The sequence below is a fragment of the Streptomyces sp. GSL17-111 genome, from assembly GCF_037911585.1.
GTDB lineage: Bacteria > Actinomycetota > Actinomycetes > Streptomycetales > Streptomycetaceae > Streptomyces.
In genome coordinates this window covers 4733038-4756226 of record NZ_JBAJNS010000001.1, presented here as the reverse complement: position 1 = coordinate 4756226, position 23189 = coordinate 4733038, and the positions used below count along the sequence as shown (strand labels likewise).

Annotated in this window: 16 protein-coding genes; 12 read left to right on the top strand and 4 right to left on the bottom strand. The window is 71.9% G+C overall.

Features of this window, described 5'->3' with window-relative positions; genetic code table 11:
* Positions 1 to 28: 28 nt before the first annotated feature.
* From upp to V6D49_RS21145, 9 genes are all read left to right on the top strand, one after another.
* Positions 29 to 691 (top strand): uracil phosphoribosyltransferase, encoded by a 663-nt coding sequence (gene upp, locus V6D49_RS21185; protein WP_340561965.1) that lies wholly within the window; start codon positions 29 to 31, stop codon positions 689 to 691.
* Entirely contained in the window at positions 688 to 1725 is a 1038-nt protein-coding gene (locus V6D49_RS21180) for an EamA family transporter (RefSeq protein ID WP_340561964.1), read from the top strand. Before upp ends, V6D49_RS21180 begins: the two co-directional genes overlap by 4 nt.
* Entirely contained in the window at positions 1691 to 5545 is a 3855-nt protein-coding gene (locus tag V6D49_RS21175; RefSeq protein ID WP_340561963.1) for a non-ribosomal peptide synthetase family protein, read from the top strand. Before V6D49_RS21180 ends, V6D49_RS21175 begins: the two co-directional genes overlap by 35 nt.
* A 92-nt stretch (positions 5546 to 5637) precedes the next feature.
* Entirely contained in the window at positions 5638 to 5868 is a 231-nt protein-coding gene (locus V6D49_RS21170) for a tautomerase family protein (protein ID WP_340561962.1), read from the top strand.
* 11 nt (positions 5869 to 5879) lie between these two features.
* Positions 5880 to 6833, top strand: a complete 954-nt coding sequence (locus V6D49_RS21165; RefSeq protein WP_340561961.1) for a pseudouridine-5'-phosphate glycosidase — start codon at positions 5880 to 5882, stop codon at positions 6831 to 6833.
* Positions 6834 to 6884: 51 nt separating this feature from the next.
* Positions 6885 to 7970, top strand: coding sequence for an alkene reductase (locus V6D49_RS21160; protein WP_340561959.1), 1086 nt, complete (start codon positions 6885 to 6887; stop codon positions 7968 to 7970).
* A 43-nt stretch (positions 7971 to 8013) separates the two neighbouring features.
* Positions 8014 to 8988 (top strand): ribose-phosphate diphosphokinase, encoded by a 975-nt coding sequence (locus V6D49_RS21155; protein WP_340561957.1) that lies wholly within the window; start codon positions 8014 to 8016, stop codon positions 8986 to 8988.
* 74 nt (positions 8989 to 9062) lie between these two features.
* A complete protein-coding gene (locus V6D49_RS21150; protein WP_340561955.1) occupies positions 9063 to 9752 on the top strand; it encodes a TetR/AcrR family transcriptional regulator in 690 nt (229 codons plus the stop codon).
* A 165-nt stretch (positions 9753 to 9917) separates the two neighbouring features.
* On the top strand, positions 9918 to 10442 hold the full coding sequence (locus V6D49_RS21145) for a COG4315 family predicted lipoprotein (protein WP_340561953.1): 525 nt from the start codon (positions 9918 to 9920) through the stop codon (positions 10440 to 10442).
* A gap of 80 nt (positions 10443 to 10522) precedes the next feature.
* Here the strand turns inward: V6D49_RS21145 and V6D49_RS21140 are convergent, their stop codons facing one another.
* Entirely contained in the window at positions 10523 to 11152 is a 630-nt protein-coding gene (locus V6D49_RS21140) for a TetR/AcrR family transcriptional regulator (protein ID WP_340561951.1), read from the bottom strand.
* Between the two features lie 105 nt (positions 11153 to 11257).
* Between V6D49_RS21140 and V6D49_RS21135 the strand changes: the two genes are divergently transcribed.
* Complete coding sequence (locus V6D49_RS21135) at positions 11258 to 12310, top strand: aldo/keto reductase (protein WP_340561949.1); 1053 nt, start codon at positions 11258 to 11260, stop codon at positions 12308 to 12310.
* Positions 12311 to 12410: 100 nt separating this feature from the next.
* Here the strand turns inward: V6D49_RS21135 and V6D49_RS21130 are convergent, their stop codons facing one another.
* Positions 12411 to 12809: a nuclear transport factor 2 family protein gene (locus tag V6D49_RS21130; protein WP_340564193.1), complete on the bottom strand. Its 399-nt coding sequence runs from the start codon at positions 12807 to 12809 to the stop codon at positions 12411 to 12413.
* 308 nt (positions 12810 to 13117) lie between these two features.
* Here V6D49_RS21130 and V6D49_RS21125 point away from each other — a divergent pair, with 308 nt between their 5' ends.
* Both V6D49_RS21125 and V6D49_RS21120 read left to right on the top strand, forming a co-directional pair.
* On the top strand, positions 13118 to 13528 hold the full coding sequence (locus tag V6D49_RS21125; RefSeq protein WP_340561947.1) for a hypothetical protein: 411 nt from the start codon (positions 13118 to 13120) through the stop codon (positions 13526 to 13528).
* A 117-nt stretch (positions 13529 to 13645) separates the two neighbouring features.
* Positions 13646 to 15634 carry an outer membrane protein assembly factor BamB family protein gene (locus V6D49_RS21120; protein ID WP_340561945.1) on the top strand — a complete coding sequence of 663 codons (1989 nt, stop codon included), beginning with the start codon at positions 13646 to 13648 and terminating at the stop codon, positions 15632 to 15634.
* A 105-nt stretch (positions 15635 to 15739) separates the two neighbouring features.
* On the opposite strand, the gene pulA is transcribed toward V6D49_RS21120, so the two are convergent.
* The gene (gene pulA / locus V6D49_RS21115; RefSeq protein ID WP_445330571.1) at positions 15740 to 21118 is read right to left on the bottom strand and encodes a pullulanase-type alpha-1,6-glucosidase; all 5379 of its coding nucleotides are present in this window, start codon (positions 21116 to 21118) and stop codon (positions 15740 to 15742) included.
* Between the two features lie 158 nt (positions 21119 to 21276).
* Entirely contained in the window at positions 21277 to 22920 is a 1644-nt protein-coding gene (locus V6D49_RS21110; RefSeq protein ID WP_445330570.1) for a carbohydrate-binding module family 20 domain-containing protein, read from the bottom strand.
* Positions 22921 to 23189 lie beyond the last annotated feature (269 nt).

Sequence of the window (23189 nt, the reverse complement as noted above, 5' to 3'; positions counted from 1 at the left end):
ATCGTCACACCTCGGGGAGGGACCGATCATGACGACGCATGCAAACGTTCACTTACTGCCCCAGACCGACCAGCTCCGCGCACTGCACACGGTCATCCGGAACCGCGACGCGCGCCGCGAGGACTTCGTCTTCCACTCGCGCCGCATCATCCGGATGCTCGTGGAGTCGGCCCTGGATCTGCTGCCCTTCGAGGAGCACGACGTCACCACCCCGGTGGGCGAGACGTACCGCGGGCTGCGGTCCGCCGCGAAGCTCTGCGCGGTGCCGGTCATCCGGGCCGGGGAGAGCATGGAGGCGGAGGTGCGCGACGTCCTGCCGGGCGTCCGCATCGGCAAGGTGCTGATCCAGCGGGACAAGCAGACCAAGCTGCCGCACCTGTACTACTCCCACCTGCCCGACGACATCGCCGAGCGGCACGTGCTGCTGCTGGAACCGATGCTGGCCACCGGCGGCTCGGCGCTCGCCGCGATCGACGTCCTGCTGAAGGCCGGCGTGCGGGAGGAGAACATCGTCTTCGTCAACTTCCTCACCTCGCCCGAGGGGCTGGAGAAGGTCATGGCGGCCCATCCCCGGCTGCGGCTGGTGACGTCCTCCGTGGAGCAGCGGCTCAACGAGCACGCCTTCATGATCCCGGGCATCGGTGACTTCGGCGACCGCTACTTCGGCACCGTCGACTCGGGTGCGCGATGAGCGGTCACCGCGTCATCGGGGACTCCGCGCTGACCGCGCTGGCTCCGGCCGTGTGGGGCAGCACGTACCTGGTGACGACGGAGCTGCTGCCGCCCGACCGGCCGCTGCTCGCGGCGATGATCCGGGCGCTGCCCGCCGGGCTGGTGCTGGTGGCCATCGGGCGCACGCTGCCGCGCGGTGAGTGGTGGTGGCGGGCTCTGGTCCTCGGCGTGCTGAACATCGGGGCGTTCTTCTACCTGCTGTTCGTCGCCGCGTACCACCTGCCGGGCGGTGTGGCCGCGCTGGTCATGTCCGTGCAGCCGATGATCGTGCTGCTGCTGGGCGTCGGCCTGCTGCGGCAGCGGATCAAGGCGATCCAGGTCGCCTCGTGCGCGCTCGGCGCCCTCGGTGTGGCGCTGCTGGTGCTCCAGCCACAGGCGGCGCTGGACGCCGTCGGCGTCGCGGCCGGGCTGGGCGGCGCGTTGTGCATGGCGGCCGGCATCGTGTTCACCAAGCGCTGGGGCCGGCCCGAGGGCGTCGGCCTGCTGACGTTCACCGGGTGGCAGCTGACGTTCGGCGGTCTGGTGCTGCTGCCCGTGGCGCTCCTGGCGGAGGGGCTGCCCTCCGAGATCACGGGCGAGAACGTCACCGGCTTCCTGTATCTGAGCGTCATCGGGGCCCTGATCGCCTACGCGGTCTGGTTCCGCGGCATCGAGCGGTTGCCGGCGCTGGCCGTCTCCTTCCTCGCCTTCGCCAGCCCGCTCGCCGCGACGATCCTCGGCTACGTCTTCCTCGGCGAGTCCCTGTCGGCGGCCCAGCTCGCCGGTGCGGCGGCCGTCGTCGCGGCCGTGGTCATGGCGCAGCCGAAGCCGTCCCGGCGGGGCGGTCCCCGGGCGGGCGGGACACCCCCGCCCGCGCCGCAGGACACGTCCCCGGACACGCCGCAGGCCGCCTCGGGCGAGGCGCCGCAGCCGTCCGTCACCCCGCACCACCGTCCATCAGTCGATCAGGGGGATCTCCGTGGAGACAGAAAACTACGCACGCATTCTCTGTAGACGCCTTGTCACCTGCCTGCCCAGCCTGCTGAACCAGCAGGCTGAGGCACGGCCGGACGACATCGCCGTGGTGGCGCACGACCGGACGCTCAGCTACCAGGAGCTGTCCCGGACGAGCGGTCGGCTGGCGGCCTACCTCCACCACCTCGGCGCCCGGCCCGACGACTGCGTCGGCCTGTTCGTGGACCCGTCGGTGGAGCTGATGACGGGCGTGTGGGGCATTCTCGGCTCCGGGGCGGCCTACCTGCCGCTGTCCCCGGAGTACCCGGAGGACCGGCTGCGGTACATGATCGAGGACAGCCGGACGCGGATCGTCGTGACCGAGGAGAGCCTCGTCGCACGGCTGACGGCGCTCGCCCCGCAGGGCACCCGGATCGTCACGGTGGCGGAGGCCGAGGAGTTCACCGGGCCGCAGCCGCCGGCGGCGTGCCCGAGCACGCTGGCCTACGTCATCTACACCTCGGGCAGCACCGGCAAGCCCAAGGGCGTGATGATCGAGCACAACAGCATCGTGGCGCAGATGCGGTGGCTGCTGACGAGCGGTCATCTGGGCCCGGGGACGACGGTGCTGCAGAAGACCCCGATGTCGTTCGACGCGGCGCAGTGGGAGATCCTCGCCCCCGCGACGGGCAGCCGTGTGGTCATGGGCACGCCCGGCATCTACCGGGACCCGGAGGCGCTGGTCACGGCCATCGCCAAGCACGAGGTGACGACGCTCCAGTGCGTCCCCACCCTGCTCCAGGCGCTGCTGGACACCGAGGCGCTGCCCGCGTGCACCAGCCTGCAGCGGGTCTTCTCCGGCGGTGAGGCGCTGTCCAACCAGCTCGCGCGGCAGTTCGCCGAGCAGCTCCCGGAGGCGTCGCTGGTCAACCTCTACGGCCCGACCGAGTGCACCATCAACGCGACGGCGTACCTGACGGACCCGGAGACGCTGGAGGAGGGCGCCGGCTCGGTGCCCATCGGCATACCGGTGGACAGCACGCAGTGCTACATCCTCGACGAGAACATGGCCCCCGCGAGCATCGGGGAGACCGGTGAGCTGTACATCGGCGGTGTCCAGCTCGCCCGGGGCTACCTCCACAAGCCGGAGCAGACGCGGGAACGCTTCGTGGCGTCCCCGTTCGTCCCCACCGAGCGGCTCTACCGCACCGGGGACCTGGCCTCCTGGAACCCGGACGGCACCATCCAGTTCGCGGGCCGGGCCGACAACCAGGTCAAGCTGCGCGGCTACCGGGTGGAGCTGGAGGAGATCGCCCTCGCGATCGAGGAGCACACCTGGGTGCGCCGGGCGGCGGCCCTGGTGACCGACGACGCGCGGACCGGGTTCCAGCGGCTGGTCGCCTGTGTGGAGCTGAACCCGAAGGAGGCCGCCCTGATGGACCAGGGCGTCCAGGGCGGCCACCACATGTCCAAGTCGAGCAAGCTCCAGGTGAAGGCGCAGCTGTCGGGCGCCGGTCTGCGCGAGGACGCCGGGGGGCGCCCGGTGCTGGCGCTGCCGGGCCGCGCGGAGCCGGCCGAGCAGCGGCGCCGCGCGTTCGCCCGCAAGACGTACCGCTTCTACGAGGGCGGCGACGTCGTCCGGGAGGACCTGCTCAGCCTGCTGGCCCCGCGCGGCGGGGCGGCGCGCTCCCGGCCGCTGGAGGAGCTGACGTTCCCGGAGCTGGGGACGGTCCTGCGCTGGTTCGGCCAGTTCCACAGTGACGAGCGGCTGCTGCCGAAGTACGCGCACGCCTCCCCCGGCGCCCTGTACGCGACCCAGATGTACCTGGAGACCGGCGGGTTGGAGTGCGGCGTCGAGGCGGGCGTCTACTACTACCACCCGGCCGACCACACGCTGGTGGCGATACCCGGCACACCCGAGGTGCCGCCCGGGCGGCTGGTGGTGCACTTCTCGGGCAAGCGCAGCGCGATCGAGCCGGTGTACAAGAACAACATCCGCGAGGTGCTGGAGTTCGAGGCCGGGCACATGGTCGGGCTGTTCGAGGAGGTGCTGCCGGAGTACGGGCTCGACATCCGCCCGCTGGAGTACCGGGAGTCGGTGCGCGAGCGGCTGGACGTGGCGGCGGAGGACTACTACCTCGGCACCTTCGAGATCCGCGCCGCGGACGGGCGGCCCCAGGCGGACCCGACGGAGGTGTTCGTCCAGGCGCACGGCGACCGCGTCGCCGGGCTCCCCGAGGGCCAGTACCGCTACGCGGACGGCGCGCTGGAGCGGATCTCGGACGAGCTGGTGCAGTCCAAGCACGTCATCGCGATCAACCAGGCCGTCTACGACCGGGCCGGCTTCGGCATCACCGCCGTCAGCCGGGCGCCGGAGCCGTGGCTGGAGTACGTGAGCCTGGGGGCCAAGCTGCACCACCTCCAGGCGTCCGGGCTCGGCCTGGGCTTCATGTCGGCGGGCTACAGCTCCAAGACGGGCAACCCGCTGCCGGCCGCGCGGCGGATGGACGACATCCTCACCGGCAGCGGTTTCGACACCGGCCCGCTGTACTTCTTCGTCGGCGGCCGGGTCAGCGAGGAGCAGCTGGCCAGCGAGGGCATGCACGAGGACGCGGTCCACATGAAGGGCCCGGCCGAGATGATCAAGGACGAGCTGGCCGGCATCCTGCCCGACTACATGCTGCCCAACCAGGTCCTCGTCCTGTCCGAGCTGCCGCTGACGGCGAACGGCAAGGTCGACAGCAAGGCGCTGGCCGCCTCCGACGCCGTCACCTCCGCCGAGGTCACCACGCCGTACGTGGCGCCGGGCACGCGGGCGGAGCGCTGGTTGGCCAAGGAGTGGGGCAAGGCCCTGAAGTACGACCACGTCTCGGTGGAGGACGACTTCTTCGCCTCCGGCGGCAACTCCCTCATCGCCGTGTCGCTCATCAACAAGGTGAACCGGGAGTTCGGGACGCGGCTGCCGATGCAGAGCGTCTTCCAGTGCCCGAAGCTGGGCGAGCTGGCCGCCCGCATCGAGAACGACACGGAGGAGTCGTCCTCGCGGCTGCTGCTGCTCAACGGCCGCCCCACCGAGGGGTCCGGGCAGGTGGAGGGCGGCGCGGCGAAGCGGCCCGTCTTCTGCTGGCCGGGGCTCGGTGGGTATCCGATGAACCTGCGGCTGCTGAGCGGCGAGGCCGGCGGCGGACGGCCGTTCTACGGCGTCCAGGCCTACGGCATCAACGCCGGTGAGGTGCCCTACCGGACGATCCGGGAGATGGCCTCGGCCGACGTCTCGGAGATCCTGTCCGTGCAGCCGGAGGGCCCCTACACCCTGTGGGGCTACTCCTTCGGTGCCCGGGTGGCGTTCGAGACGGCCTGGCAGCTGGAGCAGCTGGGCAAGGAGGTGGAGAACGTCCTGCTCATCTGCCCGGGCAACCCGAGCATCCGGTGGGCGGACGGCGACATGTTCGGCCGGCAGTCCTCGTTCGACAACCCGGCCTACGTGGCGATCCTGTTCTCCGTCTTCGTCGCCTCGCTCGGCGGTGAGGACCTGGAGCGCTGTCTCGCCAGGTCGCGTGACGAGGACAGCTTCGTCGACTTCATCGAGGAGGTCGTGCCCGCGCTGGACGAGCAGACGATCCGGCGGATCACCCGCATCGTCGGCGAGACCTACCAGTTCGAGTACACCTTCGAGGAGATGGCCGAGCGCAAGCTGCGCGCCCCGGTGACGATCTTCCGCGCCACCGGGGACGAGTACTCGTTCATCGAGGACGGCACCATCGACGGCGACGGGCCCCGGCCCACCATCGTCGACCTCGACGGCGACCACTACAGCGTGCTGAAGGAACAGGGCGTCGGCGAGTTGGCGTCGGCGATCCGCGAGCGCATCGGCGGCTGAGCCCGCGCCCGCCGCACCGTGAGACACGTGTCCGGTGCCCGGCCCGCGCGGCCGGGCACCGGGCACGCCCGATCCACCGAGGAGCAGCAGTCATGCCCCACGTGAGCCTCAAGCACTACCCCCGCGACTTCACGCCCGAGCAGAAGCAGCGGCTGGCGGACGCCGTCACCCGCCTCGTCGTCGAGCACTTCGAGGTGCCGGAGAACGTCGTCTCCGTCGCCCTGGAGGCCGTCGACCCGGCGCAGTGGCGGGAGAGGGTCGACGCGCCGGAGATCAGCGCCCGTCCCGACCTGCTCATCAAGACCCCCGACTACGGAAACTGAGGCGGCATCCGATGCCCGAACACACCGCCCCGCGCACCACGATCCCGCTGGAGTACAGCGAGGAGGTGCGGGAGGCCCTGCACGCCGGGGAGCCGGTCGTCGCCCTGGAGTCCAACGTCATCACCCACGGCCTGGCCTATCCGGACAACGCCGCGACCGCGAAGAAGGTCGAGGACGCCGTCCGGGCGGGCGGCGCGGTCCCGGCGACGATCTGCATCGACGAGGGCCGCGTCGTCGTCGGCATGAGCGAGGAGCGGATCGAGCGCTTCGCGCAGGCGTCCGGCATCCCGAAGGTCAGCAGCCGGGACCTGCCGGTCGTCCTCGCGCGCGGCGGGACGGGTGCGACGACGGTCGCCTCCTCGGTCGTCGCGGCCGAGCTTGCCGGCATCCCGTTCTTCTCGTCGGCGGGGATCGGCGGCGTCCACCGGGGCGCCGAGTCGTCGATGGACGTCTCCTCCGACCTCATCCAGTTCACCCGCTCCAAGGTGGCCGTGGTCTGCGCCGGGGCGAAGATGATCCTCGACCTGCGGCTGACGATGGAGTACCTGGAGACGCAGTGCGTCCCGGTGATCTCCTACCGCTCCGACGACTTCCCGGCCTTCTACTGCGTCTCCAGCGGCATCCGCAGCCCGCACCGGATCGACGACGCGGACGTGGTCGCGCGCGTCGTGGAGAACCACTGGGCGGCGGGCGCACCCGGCGGCGTCCTGGTGACGACGCCGCCGCGCGCCGAGGACGCGGTGGACCGAGCCGAGACGGAGGCGGCCATCGCGGAGGCTCTGGAGGCCGCCGAACGCGACGGCGTCTTTGGCCAGGCGATCACCAAGTACCTGATGCGCGCGGTCGACCGGGCCACCGACGGCCGGACGGCCGAGGCCAACATGGCCGTGCTGATCAGCACGGCGGAGGTCGGCGGGCGGCTCGCCGCCGCCCACGCCCGGCTGCGCCGCGCGCGGCCCTCCTGACGCCCGCACCCACCCACCACCCGACCACCCACCGACCGAAGGACGGCCCACATGACCGCCACCCCACCGCACTCCGCGCTGTTCGAGCCCCTGACCCTGGGCAAGATCGCCCTGCGCAACCGCCTCGTCATGGCGCCCATGACCCGCAACCGGGCGACCGTGGACGGCCTCGCCACGCCCCTGATGGCCGAGTACTACGCCCAGCGGGCGCAGGCCGGGCTCATCGTCACCGAGGGCGTGCAGCCCAGCCAGGTCGGCCAGGGCTTCCTCAACACCCCCGGCCTGCACACCGACGAGCAGACCGCGTCCTGGCGGCAGGTCACCGACGCGGTCCACGCCGCCGGGGGCCGCATCGTCGTGCAGCTGATGCACTCCGGGCGCATCGGCCACCCGTCCCTCTACCCGAGCGCCCACCGCTCCGTCGCGCCCTCGCCGCTGGCCGCCGGCGGGCAGTGCTTCACGCCGCAGGGCATGACGGACTACGAGGTGCCGCACGAGCTGACGGTCGAGGAGATCGCCGCCACCGTCGAGGACTTCGCCGACGCCTCCCGCCGGGCGGTCGACGCCGGGTTCGACGGGGTCGAGCTGCACGCGGGGAACGGCTTCCTGCTGCACCAGTTCCTCTCCGACAACACCAACCACCGCACCGACGGCTACGGCGGCGACCTCGCCGGGCGCATCCGGCTCACCGTCGAGGTGGCCGAGGCCGCCGCCGAGGCGATCGGCGCCGACCGCGTCGGCCTGCGCGTCTCCCCCGCCAACCCGTACAACGACATCGTCGAGAGCGACACCGACGAGCTGTACGGCGCGCTGCTGCGGGCGCTGCCGCCGCTGGCCTTCCTCCACGTGATGGAGGCCCAGTGCCGCCCGGTGACGCGGACGGTGCGCGAGGCGTGGCAGGGTGCGCTCGTCCTCAACCCGCACCGGGACGCGCAGGCCGGCGCCGTCACCCCCGAGGTCGCCGCCGAGGTGCTGGAGGAGGGGCTGGCCGACGCCGTCGCCCTCGGCGCCCTCTTCCTGGCCAACCCGGACCTGCCCGCGCGCATCCGCGCCGGAGGCCCGTACAACGCGCTGGACGAGGGCACCTTCTACGGCGGCGACCACCGGGGCTACACCGACTACCCCACCCTCGCGTGAGCGTGCCGCAGGCTTCGGACCACCGGAAGGCAGGACACACCACATGAGCGGGACCGTGCAGCGCGAGGAGCGCAAGCTCCTCCTCTTCTCCGGGCGTTCGCACCCGGAGCTGGCCGAGAAGATCGCGGGCCACCTCGGCACCGGCCTGGTGCCCACCAAGGCCGTCGACTTCGCCAACGGCGAGATCTACGTGCGCTACGAGGAGTCGGTACGCGGGGCCGACTGCTTCCTCCTCCAGAGCCACACCGCCCCCATCAACAAATGGATCATGGAACAGCTCATCATGATCGACGCGTTGAAGCGGGCCTCGGCGCGGAGCATCACCGTCCTCGTGCCGTTCTACGGCTACGCCCGGCAGGACAAGAAGCACCTGGGGCGGGAGCCGATCTCGGCCCGCCTCATGGCCGACCTGCTCAGCGCGGCCGGCGCCGACCGCATCGTGACGGTGGACCTGCACACCGACCAGATCGTCGGCTTCTTCGACGGGCCGGTCGACCACCTGTTCGCCCTGCCCGTCCTCGCCGACCACGTGCGCGAGCGCGTCGACGCCGACCGGCTCACCGTCGTCTCACCGGACGCGGGCCGCGTCCGCGTGGCCGACCACTGGTGCGACCGGCTGCACGCGCCGCTCGCCATCGTGCACAAGCGCCGCGACCCCCTCGTCCCCAACCAGGCGACGGTCCACGAGGTCGTCGGCGAGGTGGCGGGACGGGTCTGCGTGCTGGTCGACGACATGATCGACACCGCCGGCACCATCTGCGCGGCGGCCGACGCCCTGTACGCGCACGGCGCCGAACGCGTCATCGTCGCCGCGACGCACGGCATCCTGTCCGGACCGGCCGTCGACCGACTGAAGAACTCCCGCGTCAGCGAGTTCGTCTTCACCGACACGCTCCCCACCCCGAGCGAGGTGGAGCTGGACAAGATCACCGTGCTGTCGGTGGCGCCGCTGCTCGCCCACGCGGTGCGGGAGATCTTCGAGCACGGCTCGGTCGCCGCCCTCGTGGGCGACCTCTGAGACCGGCCACCGCCCCCGGCCGGACGGCTTCGGGGGCGGTGTCGCGCCCGCCCGCGTCTCGTTAGGGTGGCCCCATGGCTACCGGGGTACGGCGCAGGATGGGTGTGGAGGAGCGGCGGCAGCAGCTCATCACGGTGGCGCTGGAGCTGTTCAGCGAACGCTCGCCCGACGAGGTGTCCATCGACGACATCGCGACGGCGGCGGGCATCTCGCGTCCGCTGGTCTACCACTACTTCCCCGGCAAGCACAGCCTCTACGAAGCGGCGGTGCGCGTGGCGGCCGAGGAGCTGGCCGACCACTTCCAGGAGCCGCGCGAAGGGCCGCTCGGCGCCCGGCTGCTGCGCGTGATGGGCCGATACTTCGACTTCGTCGCGAAGAACGGCCCCGGCTTCTCCGCCCTGCTGCGCGGCGGCATGGCCATCGGACCGGCCCAGGCCAACGCCATGATCGACCACGTGCGCCAGCGCGCCTACGAGGAGCTGCTCTCCCACCTCGGGGTCGGCACGCCCGGCCCCCGGCTGGCCCTCGTCATCCGCTCCTGGGTCGGCGTCGCCGAGACGACGGCGCTGACCTGGCTGCAGGACCGGGCCGTCCCCCGTGCCGAGCTGGAGCGTCAACTCGTCCACGACTTCCTGGCGTTGGCGGCCGTCACCGCCACCACGGACGAGGAGACGGCCACTCTGGTGCGGCACGTCATCGCCCAGGAGCCGCCGGACAGCCCCTTCGCGGAGCTGGTGTCCCGGCTGCTGGCGCTCGTCCCCTGAACCGCGGACGGCCTCCCCGCGTCGGTGTCCGCCGTCCGAACGGCGTGCGCGGCGGGCGGCCGTGTCCTGCCCCGCCCGCTCCGCCGGCTGCGGAAGAGTGAGCCCGGCTCCGGACGGACGGGGGCGCACCCCGGCCGCCGGACCGACCGACGGAGGTGTGCGGACATGCGGCGACGGACGTACGGAAAGGCCGTGGCGGCGGGAGCGGCGGCCGCCGCGCTGCTGCTGGGCGGCTGCGGCGACGACGGCGGTGAGGACGGACCCCCGAGCCCGGAGGACGCCACCGGCCCCGCGACCGTCGCGGTGGAGTCCAGCCCCTACGGCGACATCCTGGTGGGCGAGGACGGGTACGCGCTGTACATGTTCGAAGCGGACTCACCCGGCGAGTCCGCCTGCGACGAGGCCTGCGCCGAGGTCTGGCCCCCGCTGACCACGGACGGCGAACCGAACGCGGGCGACCGGGTGGACGCCGACCTGCTGGGCACGGTGGAACGCACCGACGGCACCACCGGCGTCACCTACAACGACCACCCCCTGTACTACTACGAGCCCGACACCGAACCGGGCGATGTCGGCGGCCAGGCCGTCGACGGCTTCGGCGGGCTGTGGTACGTCGTCGGCCCCGACGGCGAGCCGATCGAGGAGGAGCGGCCCGAGGACGAGGCGACCGACGAGCCGGGCCCGTACTAACGGGTCGCGGCCGCGCTCGTTAGTACGGGCCCGGAGATCACGCACGGTGACCCGCATGTGGCGACGGTACGGGAAGCCGGTCACGCAGGACCTCCTTCGCCCCGCAGGTATGCTCCCGCGCGCGCCGCAGCTGCGGCGGCCTCGGCGGCCCGGTCTGCTGCGGCTTCGTCGAGGCTCTCGCCACTGGTCAGCAGGCGGTAGTAGAGGGGGGCGGAGACGGCACGAATCACCTCGTGGACATCGGTGCCCTCAGGCACCTCGCCCCGGTCGATGGCCTGCTGGACGCAGGGTGCCCACTCCTCGACACGGATGTCGTAGAAGCGGTGCAGGGCCTCGGCCGTCTTCGCCTCGCAGGTGGCGGCCGCGATCACTGCCTTGAACAGCGCTCCCTGCCGCGGGTCGGCCAAGGTGCGCTGCACGAGCCGAGCATTGGCCTTGAGATCGCCGAGCAGCGAGCCGGTCTCGGTACGTGGCAGTGACTGCTCGGCCATGTCCAGCAGCAAGTCGGCCACCAGACTGGTCACCGTTCCCCAGCGGCGGTAGACGGTGGTCTTGCCCACCTCGGCACGGCTCGCGATGGCGGCGAGGTCCAGGTGGGCGAAGCCATGCTCCGCCAAGGCGTCCCCAGCCGCCTGCAGCACCGCCGCCCGTACCCGCGCCGTGCGCCCTCCGGGACGGACGGTTCCCGGATCCGCACCCTCAAACCCCATAACGGGACTCCAGTTTCGTTAAGTGCTTACACCTGCTACGTTGAGGGACACGCTAACGGAACTCTGGAACCATTAGCCAGGTCAGTCAACGAGAGAGGAACAGCCATGGAATACAGGCGGCTGGGTGCATCCGGCCTCAAGGTCCCCGCGCTGAGCTTCGGCGCCGGCACCTTCGGAGGCCGAGGACCGCTGTTCGGCGCCTGGGGAAACACCGATGCGCAAGAAGCGCGCCGTCTCGTGGACATCTGTCTCGACGCCGGGATCACGATGTTCGACACCGCCGACGTCTACTCCGGCGGCGCCTCGGAGGAGGTCCTGGGCCAAGCGATCAAAGGCCGCAGGGACCAGGTGATCGTGTCCACCAAGACCAGCCTGCCGATGGGCGACGGCCCAGGCGATGCAGGCTCCTCCCGTTCACGTCTGATCACCGCATGCGAGGACGCCCTGCGTCGACTCGGCACCGACTACATCGACTTGTTCCAGCTGCACGCCTTTGACGCCGGCACGCCGATCGAGGAAGTCCTGTCCACACTCGACGGTCTCGTACGAGCAGGAAAGATCCGCTACCTCGGCATCTCCAACTTCTCCGGATGGCAGGCGATGAAGTCCCTCGCGATCGCGGAGGGGTACGGCCACCCGCGCTACGTCGCACACCAGGTCTACTACTCCCTCATCGGCCGCGACTACGAATGGGAGCTGATGCCCCTCGGGCTGGATCAGGGCCTCGGAGCCCTCGCCTGGAGCCCCCTCGGCTGGGGACGGCTCACCGGCAAAGTCCGCCGCGACCAGCCGCTACCGGCCAATAGCCGACTCCACCACACCGCGGACTACGGCCCGCCGGTCGAGGACGAGCACCTCTACCGCGTGGTCGACACCCTCGACGAGATCGCACAGGAGACCGGCAAGACCATTCCGCAAATCGCCATCAACTGGCTGCTGCAGCGACCGACCGTCTCCTCCGTCATCATCGGCGCCCGCAACGAGGAGCAGCTCCGCCAGAACCTCGGCGCCGTCGGCTGGACGCTCACGCCCGACCAGATGGCGAAACTCGATGCGGCGAGCAGCAAGACGGCGCCCTACCCGTACTTCCCCTACCAGCGCCAGGAAGGCTTCGCCCGGCTCAACCCAGCAGTCGTCGGGCCTCAGCCTGCTGCATGACATCGGTGTCAAGCAGCTGGAGTACAGGCGCGATGTCAGCCGCACCCGGCCGCTCGTCCTCCAGGGGGTCGGCGTCCGGCACCGAGCGCCTGGAGGTGATTCACGCTCCGGCCTCGGCGGCCTCGGCGGCGATCCGGTCGAACTGGGCGCCCATCGCCTCGGCGAGCGCCGTGGCGGCGGAGAGCGGCCGGACCATGACGGTGAACTCGTCGATCTTCCCCTCCTCGTCGAAGTGGAGGAGGTCGCAGCCCTGGACCTGCCGCCCGTTCACCGTGGCGGTGAAGACCAACGCGTGGTCGCGGGAGCCGGGTTGCGCGATCTCACGGACGTAGGTGAAGTCCTCGAAGACGCGCATGACCCCCCGCAGGATGGCGGCGGTGATCGCCTTGCCCGGGTAGGGCGAGAAGGCGACGGGGCTGACGAAGACGACGTCCTCGGCGAGCAACGCCTCGACGGCGACCGCGTCACGGTCCTCGACGGCCTTGCGGAACGGATGCACCACACCACCCCTCATCAATGAGTTGCCTCGGTGCATCGGAGGGTATGACCGCGTCGCGCCGACTGTCCACGAGGCCGTACGGGCGGCGATCACCGAGCGCACGGAGGACGAGTACCGCGCACGGGCCGAGCGGGCCGGGCCGGCCCGGGGCGTCCCGGTGCGGGGCCCCCGGTTCACCGCCGTGCCGGGCGGGAAGGTCTCCCCGTGGAGCCCCGCGTGCGGCGTGGCACGGGAACCGGACGGGGAGGCGGCGGGTGGCACAGGTGGGGCGAAGTGTTCCGGTGAGGCTCGACTTCGTGGTCGGCAGCATGAGTACCGGACGTACGGCGACAGCGCTGGTCGACCACTCCAGCACGCTGGAGCTCGAGCGGCCGGAGACGGGCGGCGCGACCCGCGAGATCGTCTGCGGCCATCCGGAATGCCGTCAGCGACTGCGGGTGCACGTCCTCGGTGTCCGGGAGACCCGGGCACGCCGCCGCACGCTGTGGCGGTGGGCGGCGGTCACCGGACTGGCGTCCGTCGTCTCGTGGACCCTGGTGGCCCTGCTGCTCGGCCACCCGCCCTCCGTGTTCTTCGGGCTCGCCGGGGCGGCGCTGACGGCGACCACCCTCGTGCTGGCGTTCATGGCGCCCGGCCACCTGGGCGTCAGCCGACCCGATCCGGTGCTGACGGGGCCCTCGGGCGGAACCGGCCGCAAGGGACGCCACGTCATCGTGTGAGGAACGCGCCGTGCGGCCCCGTGAATTCCTCGGAACCCATGACGGTGCCGGGTCCGTTCCGGTGTGATCGCCGGGGCGGGCACGGGTGACGCACGATCCAGCGGGGTGAGGGGGACGATGGACGACCCGGAGCGGGTGGGCCGGTACCGCGTGGTGCGGCGGATCGGCGCGGGCGGCATGGGCCGGGTGTATCTGGCCCGCTCGCCCAGCGGACGCTCGGTGGCCGTCAAGGTGGTCCGGCCCGAACTGGCCGAGGACCCCGACTTCCGGCGGCGCTTCGCCCGCGAGGTGGCGGCGGCCCGCCGCGTCAACGGCTTCTTCACCGCCGCCGTGGTCGACGCCGACCCCGACGGGGAACCGCCGTGGCTGGCGACGGCCTACGTGCCCGGCCCGTCCCTGGACACCGCCGTGCGGCGGGACGGCCCCCTCGACGCCGCGTCCGTCGCCGCCCTCGGCGCCGGACTGGCCGAGGCCCTGCACGCCGTGCACGCGGCGGGGGTGGTGCACCGGGACCTGAAGCCGTCCAACGTCCTGGTCACCGACGACGGCCCGCGCGTCATCGACTTCGGCATCTCGGTGGCGGCCGACGACACCGTGCTCACCCGCACCGGCGTCCTGGTGGGCACGCCCGGCTTCATGGCCCCCGAGCAGCTGACCGGGGCGCCGGTCGGGCCCGCCTGCGACGTCTTCGCCCTCGGCGCCGTCCTCGTCTTCGCGGCGACCGGGCGCGGACCGTTCGGCGGCGGCTCCTCCCACGGGCTGGGCTACCGGGTGGTGCACGAGGAACCGGACCTGTCCGGGGTGCCCGCACGGATCGCCGGGGTCGTCCGCCGCTGCCTGGCGAAGGACCCGTCGGACCGCCCGGCCGTCGAAGCGGTGCTGGACGAGCTCGCCCCCGCTCCCGCCCCCGTCGACCCCCGGGAGGCCCTGCGCACGCCACGGACCGCCGAGTCCCCAGCCGTACCGCCTTCACCCACCGTCCCACCCGCCCCGACGGCACCGGCCGTACTGCCAGGGACACCACCCCGGCGGCGTCTCCCGGCCCGGCGCCGCGTGCGGCGCGGCGCGACCGCCGCCGCGCTCGCGGCGCTGATCGCCGGCGTGACCGTGGGCGAGCGGCCGCCGCAGGGCCCGGCCGCCCTGTGGAGCTTCGCCGCGGACGACTCGGTGTACGCCGATCTCACCTGGGCCGGGGAGACCCTGTACGTCGGCAGCTTCGACGACCACCTCCACGCCCTCGACCCGGCCACCGGGAAGCGGCGCTGGTCCTTCCCGGCGGGTGCCGGCGTCATATCCGAACCCGCTTTCGGCGGAGGCGCGGTGTACTTCGCGGACACCTCGGGGGAGGTGCACGCCGTCGATGCCATCACCGGTCAGGAACGCTGGCGGGTCAAACGCGGGACGTGGATCGACTCCTCCCCCGCCGTCGTGGACGGCACGCTGTACATCGGCAGCGACGACCACCGGGTGTACGCGCTGGACACCGCCACCGGCGCGACGCGCTGGACCTTCACCACCGGGGACGACGTGGACACCACTCCGGCGGTGGCGGACGGCACCGTGTACGTCACCAGCCACGACCGGCGGCTCTACGCCCTGGACGCCGAGACCGGCGAGGAACGGTGGACGGCCGCCCCGGGCGACCTCGGCTTCGCCTCGCCCCTGGTGGCGGGCGGGACGGTCTACGTCGGTGGATGGGAGACCCGCCGCCTGTACGCCTTCGACGCCGCCACCGGCGCCCGGCGTTGGGCCTACACCACGGGGGCGGTCATCCACGCCACACCGCTGCTGGTGGACGGCACCCTGTACACCGGCAGCGACGACGGCTTCCTGTACGCGCTGGACGCCGAGAGCGGCGAGCTGCGCTGGAGGTTCGAGGCCGGGGAGCAGATCCACACCACACCCGCCCTGCACCGGGGCGTGCTCTACGTGGGCGCCCACACCAACCGCCTGCACGCCGTGGACGTGGAAACCGGCCGTCAGCTGTGGTCGTTCGACACGGGGGAGGCGGTCATCGCCGACCCCGTCGTCGCGGACGGGCGGGTCCACGTGGCCAACGCCGACGGCGAGGTCTTCGCCCTGCCCGTGGAGACACCGAAGCCCTGACGGCCCGCGTCCCCGCCGGACCGACCGGCGGTGTGGTGGCCAGCGCCCGGAGAACGGCGGCGGCCCGCCCCCGGGCGAGGGAGCGGGCCGCCGGTGTGGTGCGGGTCAGGCGGTCTGGAAGACCGCGACGGTACGGGCGGGGACGGTGAAGGTGCCGGTGTCCTGCGCGTGCGACGCGGACTTCACGGTCTCGTCCGAGCCCGTGGCCTGCGCCTCGTGCAGCGTGTACGCCGTCCCGGCCGTGTCGGTCAGGCGCTGCTCCTGGCTCTCGGGCGTCGCGTTGAAGACGACGACGAGGTCGTCGAGCCGCATCGTGATGACGCCCGGCGTCTCCCCCTCGCCCGAGAGCGGGAAGGACAGCGCGCGCTGTACCTCGGCCGCGTCGGTCAGGGAGAAGGCGTCCTCGGAGGAGCGGATCGTCAGCAGGTCGCGGTAGGCGGCCGAGGCGCCGTCGATCTCCGCGCAGCCGGGGTTGGCCTGCGGGAGGGTCAGCAGCGGCCGGGCGAAGGACCACTTGTCCTCGTTGTCCCAGGCCGGGGGCAGGCCCCGGGCGAAGCCGTTGCCGGCCGAGCAGTCCCAGTTGATGACGTTGAACCAGTCGCCGGAGTTGTAGCTGTTGCGGTCCAGGGACTTGCTGCGCAGCAGGTCGCTGCCGGCCTGGCTGAGCGCCGGGCCCTGGGAGAGCGCGGCCGTCGCCATGGCGAGGACCTGCATGCGCGCCCGGTCGGCGGCGGGGGTGTCGGTGGGCAGTTTGAAGGTGAGCGCGTCGTAGAGCGTCTCGTTGTCGTGGGCGTCGGCGTAGGCGAGCGCGTCGCCGGGGGCGTCGGCGTACCCGGCGGGTGAGCCGTTGTAGTCGACCTCGGCGCCGGTCACCGTGCGGCCGGAGCTGTCGGTGAACCGGTAGTCGGCGAGGTTGCCGGTGAGGCCGACCTTGATGAGGTCCTGGTACTGGAGCAGCCGCGCCTTCTGCTCGGCCTCCGAGCCGTTCGCCTCCGAGTCGTTGGGGTCGGTGTAGAGGCCGGAGGCGAAGCCCTGCACGCCGGGGTCCTCGTCGAAGGGACCGCCGCCGCGCACGGCGTCGCGGGCCCGGTCGGAGAAGGTGGCGATGCCGGTACCGGCCATGTTCTTCTGCGTGGCCTGGACGAAGCGGGCGTCGTCGGCGACCTCCCCGAAGTTCCAGCCCTCGCCGTAGAGGATGATGCTCTTGCCGTCGACGCCGTCCTTCTCCGGCGTCAGCTCGTCCAGCGCGGCGCGGACGGCGAGGATGTTCTCCTTCGGGTGGTGGCCCATGAGGTCGAAGCGGAAGCCGTCGACCTTGTACTGCTTGGCCCAGGTGACGATCGAGTCGACCGTGAGCTTGCCCATCATGGTGTGCTCGGGCGCGGTGTTGGCGCAGCACGTGGAGGTCGCGACGGTGCCGTCCTCCAGGAGCCGGTGGTAGTAGCCCGGCACGATGCGGTCGAGGACGGACTTCTCGTCCTGCCCGGCCGCGAAGGTGTGGTTGTAGACGACGTCCAGGACGACGCCCAGCCCCTCCTCGTTCAGGCTGCGCACCATCTCCCGATACTCGCGGGTGCGGACCGGCCCCTCGGGGTCGGTGGCGTAGGAGCCCTCGGGGACGGTGTAGTGCAGCGGGTCGTAGCCCCAGTTGTAGGCGTCCTCGTCCCGCACCTCGCCCACGCACTCCTGCTGCTTCTCGGAGTCGGCGGGCAGGGAGGCCAGGTCGCAGCCGGGCGTGGCCTGGTCGGCCGGGCGCTCGGGGGTGGTGGCGATGTCGTAGGTCGGCAGCAGGTGGACGTGGGTGGTGCCGGCGTCGGCGAGTTCCCGCAGGTGCGTCATGCCGTCGCTGTCCTTCTCCGTGAACGCCCGGTAGGTGCCCGGGTGCTCGGAGGTCGGGTCGGCGAGGGAGAAGTCCCGCACGTGCAGCTCCTGGATCTGCGCGTCCCGCAGGGCGACCGGCTCGGGCTTGTCCAGCGCGTCCCAGCCGCGCGGGGCGAGCTCCGGATCGTCCAGGTCGACGACGAGGCTGCGCTCGGAGTCCGTGGTGAGCGCCGTCGCGTACGGGTCGGTGACCTTGTTGGTGACGACCTCGCCCGCCTCGGGCGCCCAGACCGTGACGTGGAAGCGGTAGGGCTTGCCCTCCCAGCTCCGGTTTCCGCGCGCGCTCCACACGCCCGTGGCGTCGTCGCGGTGCATGCGGACGGTGCGGCCGTCCAGGTCGAGCGCGACCTTCTGCGCGGTGGGCGCCCACACCGACAGGGTGGGACGTCCCTTGGCGTCGAAGACGGGCCCGAGAGCGGCGTCGGCCGCGCGGTCGCCGTAGACGTCGTCGAGCACGCCGGGGATCTGCACGCCGGTCGCGGCGAGCAGGGCGCCGTTCGCGGCCCGCTGGGTGGCGACGACCTGGCCGCGCAGGGCCTCCCGCACCCGGTCGCGGTCGCGCGGGTCGACGCGGTAGGCGGTGTGGTCGGCCAGGTGCGGGAACTCCTCCCGCTGCTCCTCGGTGAGCCCGCCGTCGACGGGGGTCAGGCGCAGCCAGCGGCCCTCGTGGGCGAGGGTGCCGTTCTCGGCCAGGGCGATACGGCCCTTGCGGTCGTGCAGGAGCTGGGTGGTGGCCGCGTCGTGGTCGGTGTTCCAGACGACGGTGTTCCGGTCGATCCACTGCGCCTCGGCCTGGCCCAGGTCCAGGTCGGGGGCGCTGCCGGTGGTGGGCAGCAGGTAGCCGGGGGTGGCGCTGAGCTTCCACGCCTCGCGGCCGTGGGTGGCGAAGTCCAGCGCCTGGTCGGCGGCTTCGTCCTTCTCGTCGCCCCGGTGGAGGATGTAGCTCAGGGACGTGGCGCCCTCGGCGAGCGGCACCTCGAAGGTGGCGCCGAACGCGTCGCTGCGGACGGGCTGCAGCGGCTTCGCCCAGTCGGTGGGCTCGGCCGCGCCCGTCCAGGTGTGCAGGCCCCAGCCGTCGTAGTCGCCGTCGGGGCGGTGGTAGTGGAGGACGGCGGTGTTCTCGTCCTGCGGCGGGTAGACGCCCTCGGGACGCTCGTGGGCGGTGTCCTCGCCGCCCTGCTCGACCCACACCTCGCCGGAGCGGGCCAGGTCGATCGTGCGGGTGCCGCCGTCGGCGGTGCCGTCCTTCTCGATCGTGAAGCTCAGCGTGCCGCTCTCCTCGCCCTCCGCGGGCTTGACCCATGCGAAGGCGCCGAAGGCGTCGCGGCCGGTGAAGGCGGCGGTGCGGTCCCCGGCGACGAGCTGCCAGCCGTCGTAGTCGCCCTCGGGGCGCTGGTAGTGGACGACGGCCCAGTCCCGCTCGACGGCCGAGGGCACCTCGGGCGCCGGGGGCGTGCCGGAGACGCTGTCGGCCTCGGCGGACGCCGTGCGGCCCGCGTGGTCGACGACGACGGCCTTGTAGCGCAGCGGCGTTCCGGGCGCCACGTCGTCGCCCAGATGCTGGGTGACGGTGAACGGCGCGTGGTCGGCCGTGCCGAGGGTCCGCCAGCGGCCGTCGCCGACCTGGGCGGAGAAGACGACGTGCTGCAGCCCGCCGCCCTCGACGTCCGCGCGCAGCTCGACGGTGCCGGTCGCGCCCTCGCCGGGAGCGGTCAGCGTGATGCCCGGCTCGCCCTCGGGGGCGGGCACCGGCCGGTCGGCGCGGTGGACGACGGCGGACAGGGCCGGGACGGTGACCTCGACGGCCCCGTCCAACGCGGTGACGTCCTCGCCCTCGCCGTACAGCGACGCGAAGCGGGCGCCGTCGGTGCCGACGGGCACCCGCACGGTGCGCGGCTCCTCAGCGTTGTTGAGCGTGACGAGGTACTCGGTCGGGTCCTCGCCCGCGCTGAACCGGGAGGCGGCGTAGACGCCGGTGCCCTCGTCGGCGTACCGCTCGGTCTGGGTGCCGTCGCGCAGGGCCGGGTGCTTCGTCGTCAGCTCCGCCAGGTCGGCGATGGCCCGGTAGAGCGGGTGCCCGGTGTCGTAGGCGTCCTCCGCGTGGGTGCGCTCCGGGCTGCCGATCTGCCGGTTCCTGTCCGCGTCGAGGTAGTCGGGGGTGCGGGAGGCGAAGAGGGGCTGGCGGGCGTCCTTGTCGCCGCCGGGGCCGGTGAAGCCCTGCTCGTCGCCGGAGTAGACGACGGGGTTGCCCCGGCTGAGGAACATCAGCTCGTGGGCGAGGGTGGCCCGGCGCAGCAGCTCGGCGTCGTCCGCCTCGGGGTTGTCCTGGGTGAGGAAGGACCCGATGCGGCCCATGTCGTGGTTGCCGAGGAAGGTGACCTGCTCGTAGGCGTTGGACTCACCCGTGGTGTAGCGGTAGTCCTGCGCGAAGAGGTCGCTCAGCCGGCTCGCGTCGCCGCTGCGCGAGGCGAAGCCCCGGGCGGCGTCCTGGAAGGGGAAGTCGAGCGTGGAGTCGAGCCTGCCCTGCGTCACGTAGCGGGAGGTGACGGCCGGGTCGGCGGAGTAGACCTCGCCGAACATGAAGAAGTCGTCGTTCCCGCGCTTGGCCGCGTAGGCGTCCAGGGCCGTGGCCCACTGCGTCCAGAACTCCATGTTGACGTGCTTGACGGTGTCGATGCGGAAGCCGTCGATGCCGAAGTCCTTGACCCACCGCTGGTAGATCTTCTCCATGCCCTCGACGACCTCGGGCCGTTCGGTCCACAGGTCGTCCAGGCCCGCGAAGTCGCCCTGCTCGGAGGACTCCCCGGCGAACGTCGAGTCGCCCCGGTTGTGGTACATCGTCGGGTCGTTGAGCCAGCCGGGGACCTTGACGTCCTTCTCCTCCTCGGCCACGACGGGCGTGCGGGGGAAGGACTCCTCGTTCACGGCGGGGAAGTGCTCGCCGCCCGCGTGCGTGGCGTCGTCGAACGGCTCGCCGTCCTTCGTCAGGTAGGGGAAGGCGCCCTTGGACAGGTAGTGGTAGGAGTTCTCCTCGTAGGAGATGACGTCGGCGGTGTGGTTGGTGATGACGTCGAAGAAGACCTTCATGCCCTTGTCGTGGGCGGCCTTCGTCAGCGCCTTGAGGTCCTCGTTGCTCCCGAAGTGCGGGTCGATCTGGGTGAAGTCGGTGATCCAGTAGCCGTGGTACCCGGCCGAGGCGTTCTCGCCCTCGCCCTGGACGGGCTTGTTCTTGAACAGCGGCGCCATCCAGATCGCCGTCGTGCCCAGGCCCTTGATGTAGTCGAGCCGGTCGATCAGGCCCTTGAGGTCACCGCCCTGGTAGAAGCCCTTGTCCTCGGGGTCGAACCCGGTCTCCAGCCGGCCACCCGTCAGGCCGCCCTCGTCGTTGCCGGGGTCGCCGTTGGCGAAGCGGTCCGGCAGGACGAAGTAGAACTGCTCGCGGGTCAGCTCGTGCCGGGTCGGTGCGGCGGCGAGCTTCTCCTCCGACGGGGGTGGTGGCGCCGAGGTGTCCTCGTCTGGGGCGCAGGCGGACATGAGCGTCGTGAGCAGGCCGGCCACCAGGGCGGCGGCCGTGCCTCTGCGACGCACGGAGAAACCGTTCAAGGGTCGCTCTCCTTGCGGGACGGTCGGGGCGATCGGGACGGTGCGGTCGGGCAGGGGTGCCGCCCGGCTCCCGTCAGCGGGGACGGGTGGACGGGAGCCGGGCGGCGGGTCTACCGGGCCCGGCGCCGGACCTGGCGGTCAGGCGCCGGGCGGCGCGGTCAGGCGCGCCAGGTGTCGTCGAGCGTGACGCGGCCATCGGCGGGCACGGTGAGGGAGCGGTTGTCCCCGCTCTCCCACGTCACCCCGCCGCCGGAGTCCTTGCGGATGTACTTGTAGGCGCAGGTCGTCCCGGCGGGCAGGTCGACGTCGAGCTTCCACACCGGGTAGGCGGCCGGGTCGAGCTTCGGCGCGTCGGCCGTGTTCCAGCCGCCGAGAGCGGCGCAGTCCCCGGCGACGTGGACGTCCTGCCCCCACTGCGTGGTGGCGTCGACGGAGAACGAGGCCCCGGTGCCGTCCGGCGTCTCGGTGCCGCCGTCGTCACCGCACTCGCGGGCACCGGTGTGCAGGGCGAGGGCCGTGTTCGACTCCAGCGTCGAGGTGAACTGCCCGGAGCCGTTCACCGACACGGTGTCGCCGCTCTGCACGTCGCAGTAGTCGCCCGAGGGCAGCGACGTCTGGAAGGTGCGGGTCAGCGCGGACCCCTCGTGGTTGATGGCGACGTAGGCGGCGTCGCCGCGCCCGAAGGCGATGGCGTCGTTGCCGTTGTCCCACCAGTTCGTGACGCCCTGCCCGTGCGCGGTGTTGCGCAGTCCGACCATCGAGGAGATCTCGCGCCAGTCGTGCTGGCACTTCCACCCGTCCTGGTAGCAGGCGTTCACCGTGCCGCCCCCGGGCGGGCCGTCGTCCTTGGCCGCGAACTCGTACCCCGAGTGGACGTCCGGCGAGCCGTACGGCCAGGCCAGCATGAAGACGTGGGCGAGCGTGTAGTCGGCGCCGTCCTTGTAGGTGAGGGTGTCGCCGACGCGCTCGGTGTCGTGGTTGGCCACGAACACGGCGGACTGCCCGCCGTTCATGTACCCCCAGCTCTCACCGAAGTTCTCCAGGTGGGCGAGGCGTTCGCTCTGGAACATGCGCTTGAGGTCGCGCGCGTACCGGAACTCCTGCACGTCGCCCGTACCGAGGTACTCCGCCGGGTCGACGGCCTCGCCGGCGCCGTGGATGGCCTCCTGCTTCCAGTACACGTTCGGGTCGGAGAGCTTGGACTTGATCGCCGAGAGGTCGTCGGCCGGTATGTGCTTGACCGCGTCGACGCGGAAGCCGTCCACGCCCAGCGACAGCAGGTCGTTGAGGTAGTCGGCGATGCGCTGGCGGACGTACTCCTTGCCCGTCCGCAGGTCCGACAGGCCCACCAGCTCGCAGTACTGCACCTGGTAGCGGTCGCGGTAGTCGATGGAGTCGTTGCGGCAGTCGTTGAAGTCGCCGTCGCTGTAGGGCGCCTGCGGGTAGTCGTACTTCGTGTACGGCGACCCGCCGGTGCCGGTGCCGCTCCCGGCGCTCATGTGGTTGATGACGGCGTCGGCGACGACCTTCACCCCCGCCGCGTGGCAGGTGTCGATCATGTTGCGGAACTGGTCGCGGTTACCGAGACGTCCGGCGATCTTGTAGCTGACCGGCTGGTAGGACGTCCACCACTGCGGGCCCTGGATGTGCTCCTGGGGCGGCGAGACCTGGACGTAGCCGTACCCGGCCGGGCCCAGGGAGTCCGTGCAGGCCCGGGCGACGGAGTCGAACTTCCAGGAGAACATCACCGCCGTGACGTCCTTGGCGCCGGGCGGCGCCGCCTGGACCTGGGGAGCGGGCAACGATACGAGCGCACCTGCGGCACCCGCCACAAGGGCGAGCGACGCGGCCGTGGTTCTACGGACCACGATTCCTCCTGCCTGAGGGAAAGCTGTCTGCGGAGGCCTTCGCAGGGCAACGCGCCGCGCCCGTAAGGCTGGTGGGGGGAAGCGGCCGTGGAGAAGCCGCTGCAAATCACTGAAAGACCGTGGAAGCTCTTCCGAGGCATGACCGTAGAAGACCCCTCCACCGCGGTCAAGGGATCGGACAAACCCACGTAACGAAGGGGTCA

Coding starts and splice junctions, on each gene's coding strand:
- upp (WP_340561965.1), top strand. CDS start 29: ATGACGACGCATGCAAACGTTCACTTACTGCCCCAGACCGACCAGCTC.
- V6D49_RS21180 (WP_340561964.1), top strand. CDS start 688: ATGAGCGGTCACCGCGTCATCGGGGACTCCGCGCTGACCGCGCTGGCT.
- V6D49_RS21170 (WP_340561962.1), top strand. CDS start 5,638: ATGCCCCACGTGAGCCTCAAGCACTACCCCCGCGACTTCACGCCCGAG.
- V6D49_RS21165 (WP_340561961.1), top strand. CDS start 5,880: ATGCCCGAACACACCGCCCCGCGCACCACGATCCCGCTGGAGTACAGC.
- V6D49_RS21160 (WP_340561959.1), top strand. CDS start 6,885: ATGACCGCCACCCCACCGCACTCCGCGCTGTTCGAGCCCCTGACCCTG.
- V6D49_RS21155 (WP_340561957.1), top strand. CDS start 8,014: ATGAGCGGGACCGTGCAGCGCGAGGAGCGCAAGCTCCTCCTCTTCTCC.
- V6D49_RS21150 (WP_340561955.1), top strand. CDS start 9,063: ATGGCTACCGGGGTACGGCGCAGGATGGGTGTGGAGGAGCGGCGGCAG.
- V6D49_RS21145 (WP_340561953.1), top strand. CDS start 9,918: ATGCGGCGACGGACGTACGGAAAGGCCGTGGCGGCGGGAGCGGCGGCC.
- V6D49_RS21140 (WP_340561951.1), bottom strand. CDS start 11,152: ATGGGGTTTGAGGGTGCGGATCCGGGAACCGTCCGTCCCGGAGGGCGC.
- V6D49_RS21135 (WP_340561949.1), top strand. CDS start 11,258: ATGGAATACAGGCGGCTGGGTGCATCCGGCCTCAAGGTCCCCGCGCTG.
- V6D49_RS21125 (WP_340561947.1), top strand. CDS start 13,118: ATGAGTACCGGACGTACGGCGACAGCGCTGGTCGACCACTCCAGCACG.
- V6D49_RS21120 (WP_340561945.1), top strand. CDS start 13,646: ATGGACGACCCGGAGCGGGTGGGCCGGTACCGCGTGGTGCGGCGGATC.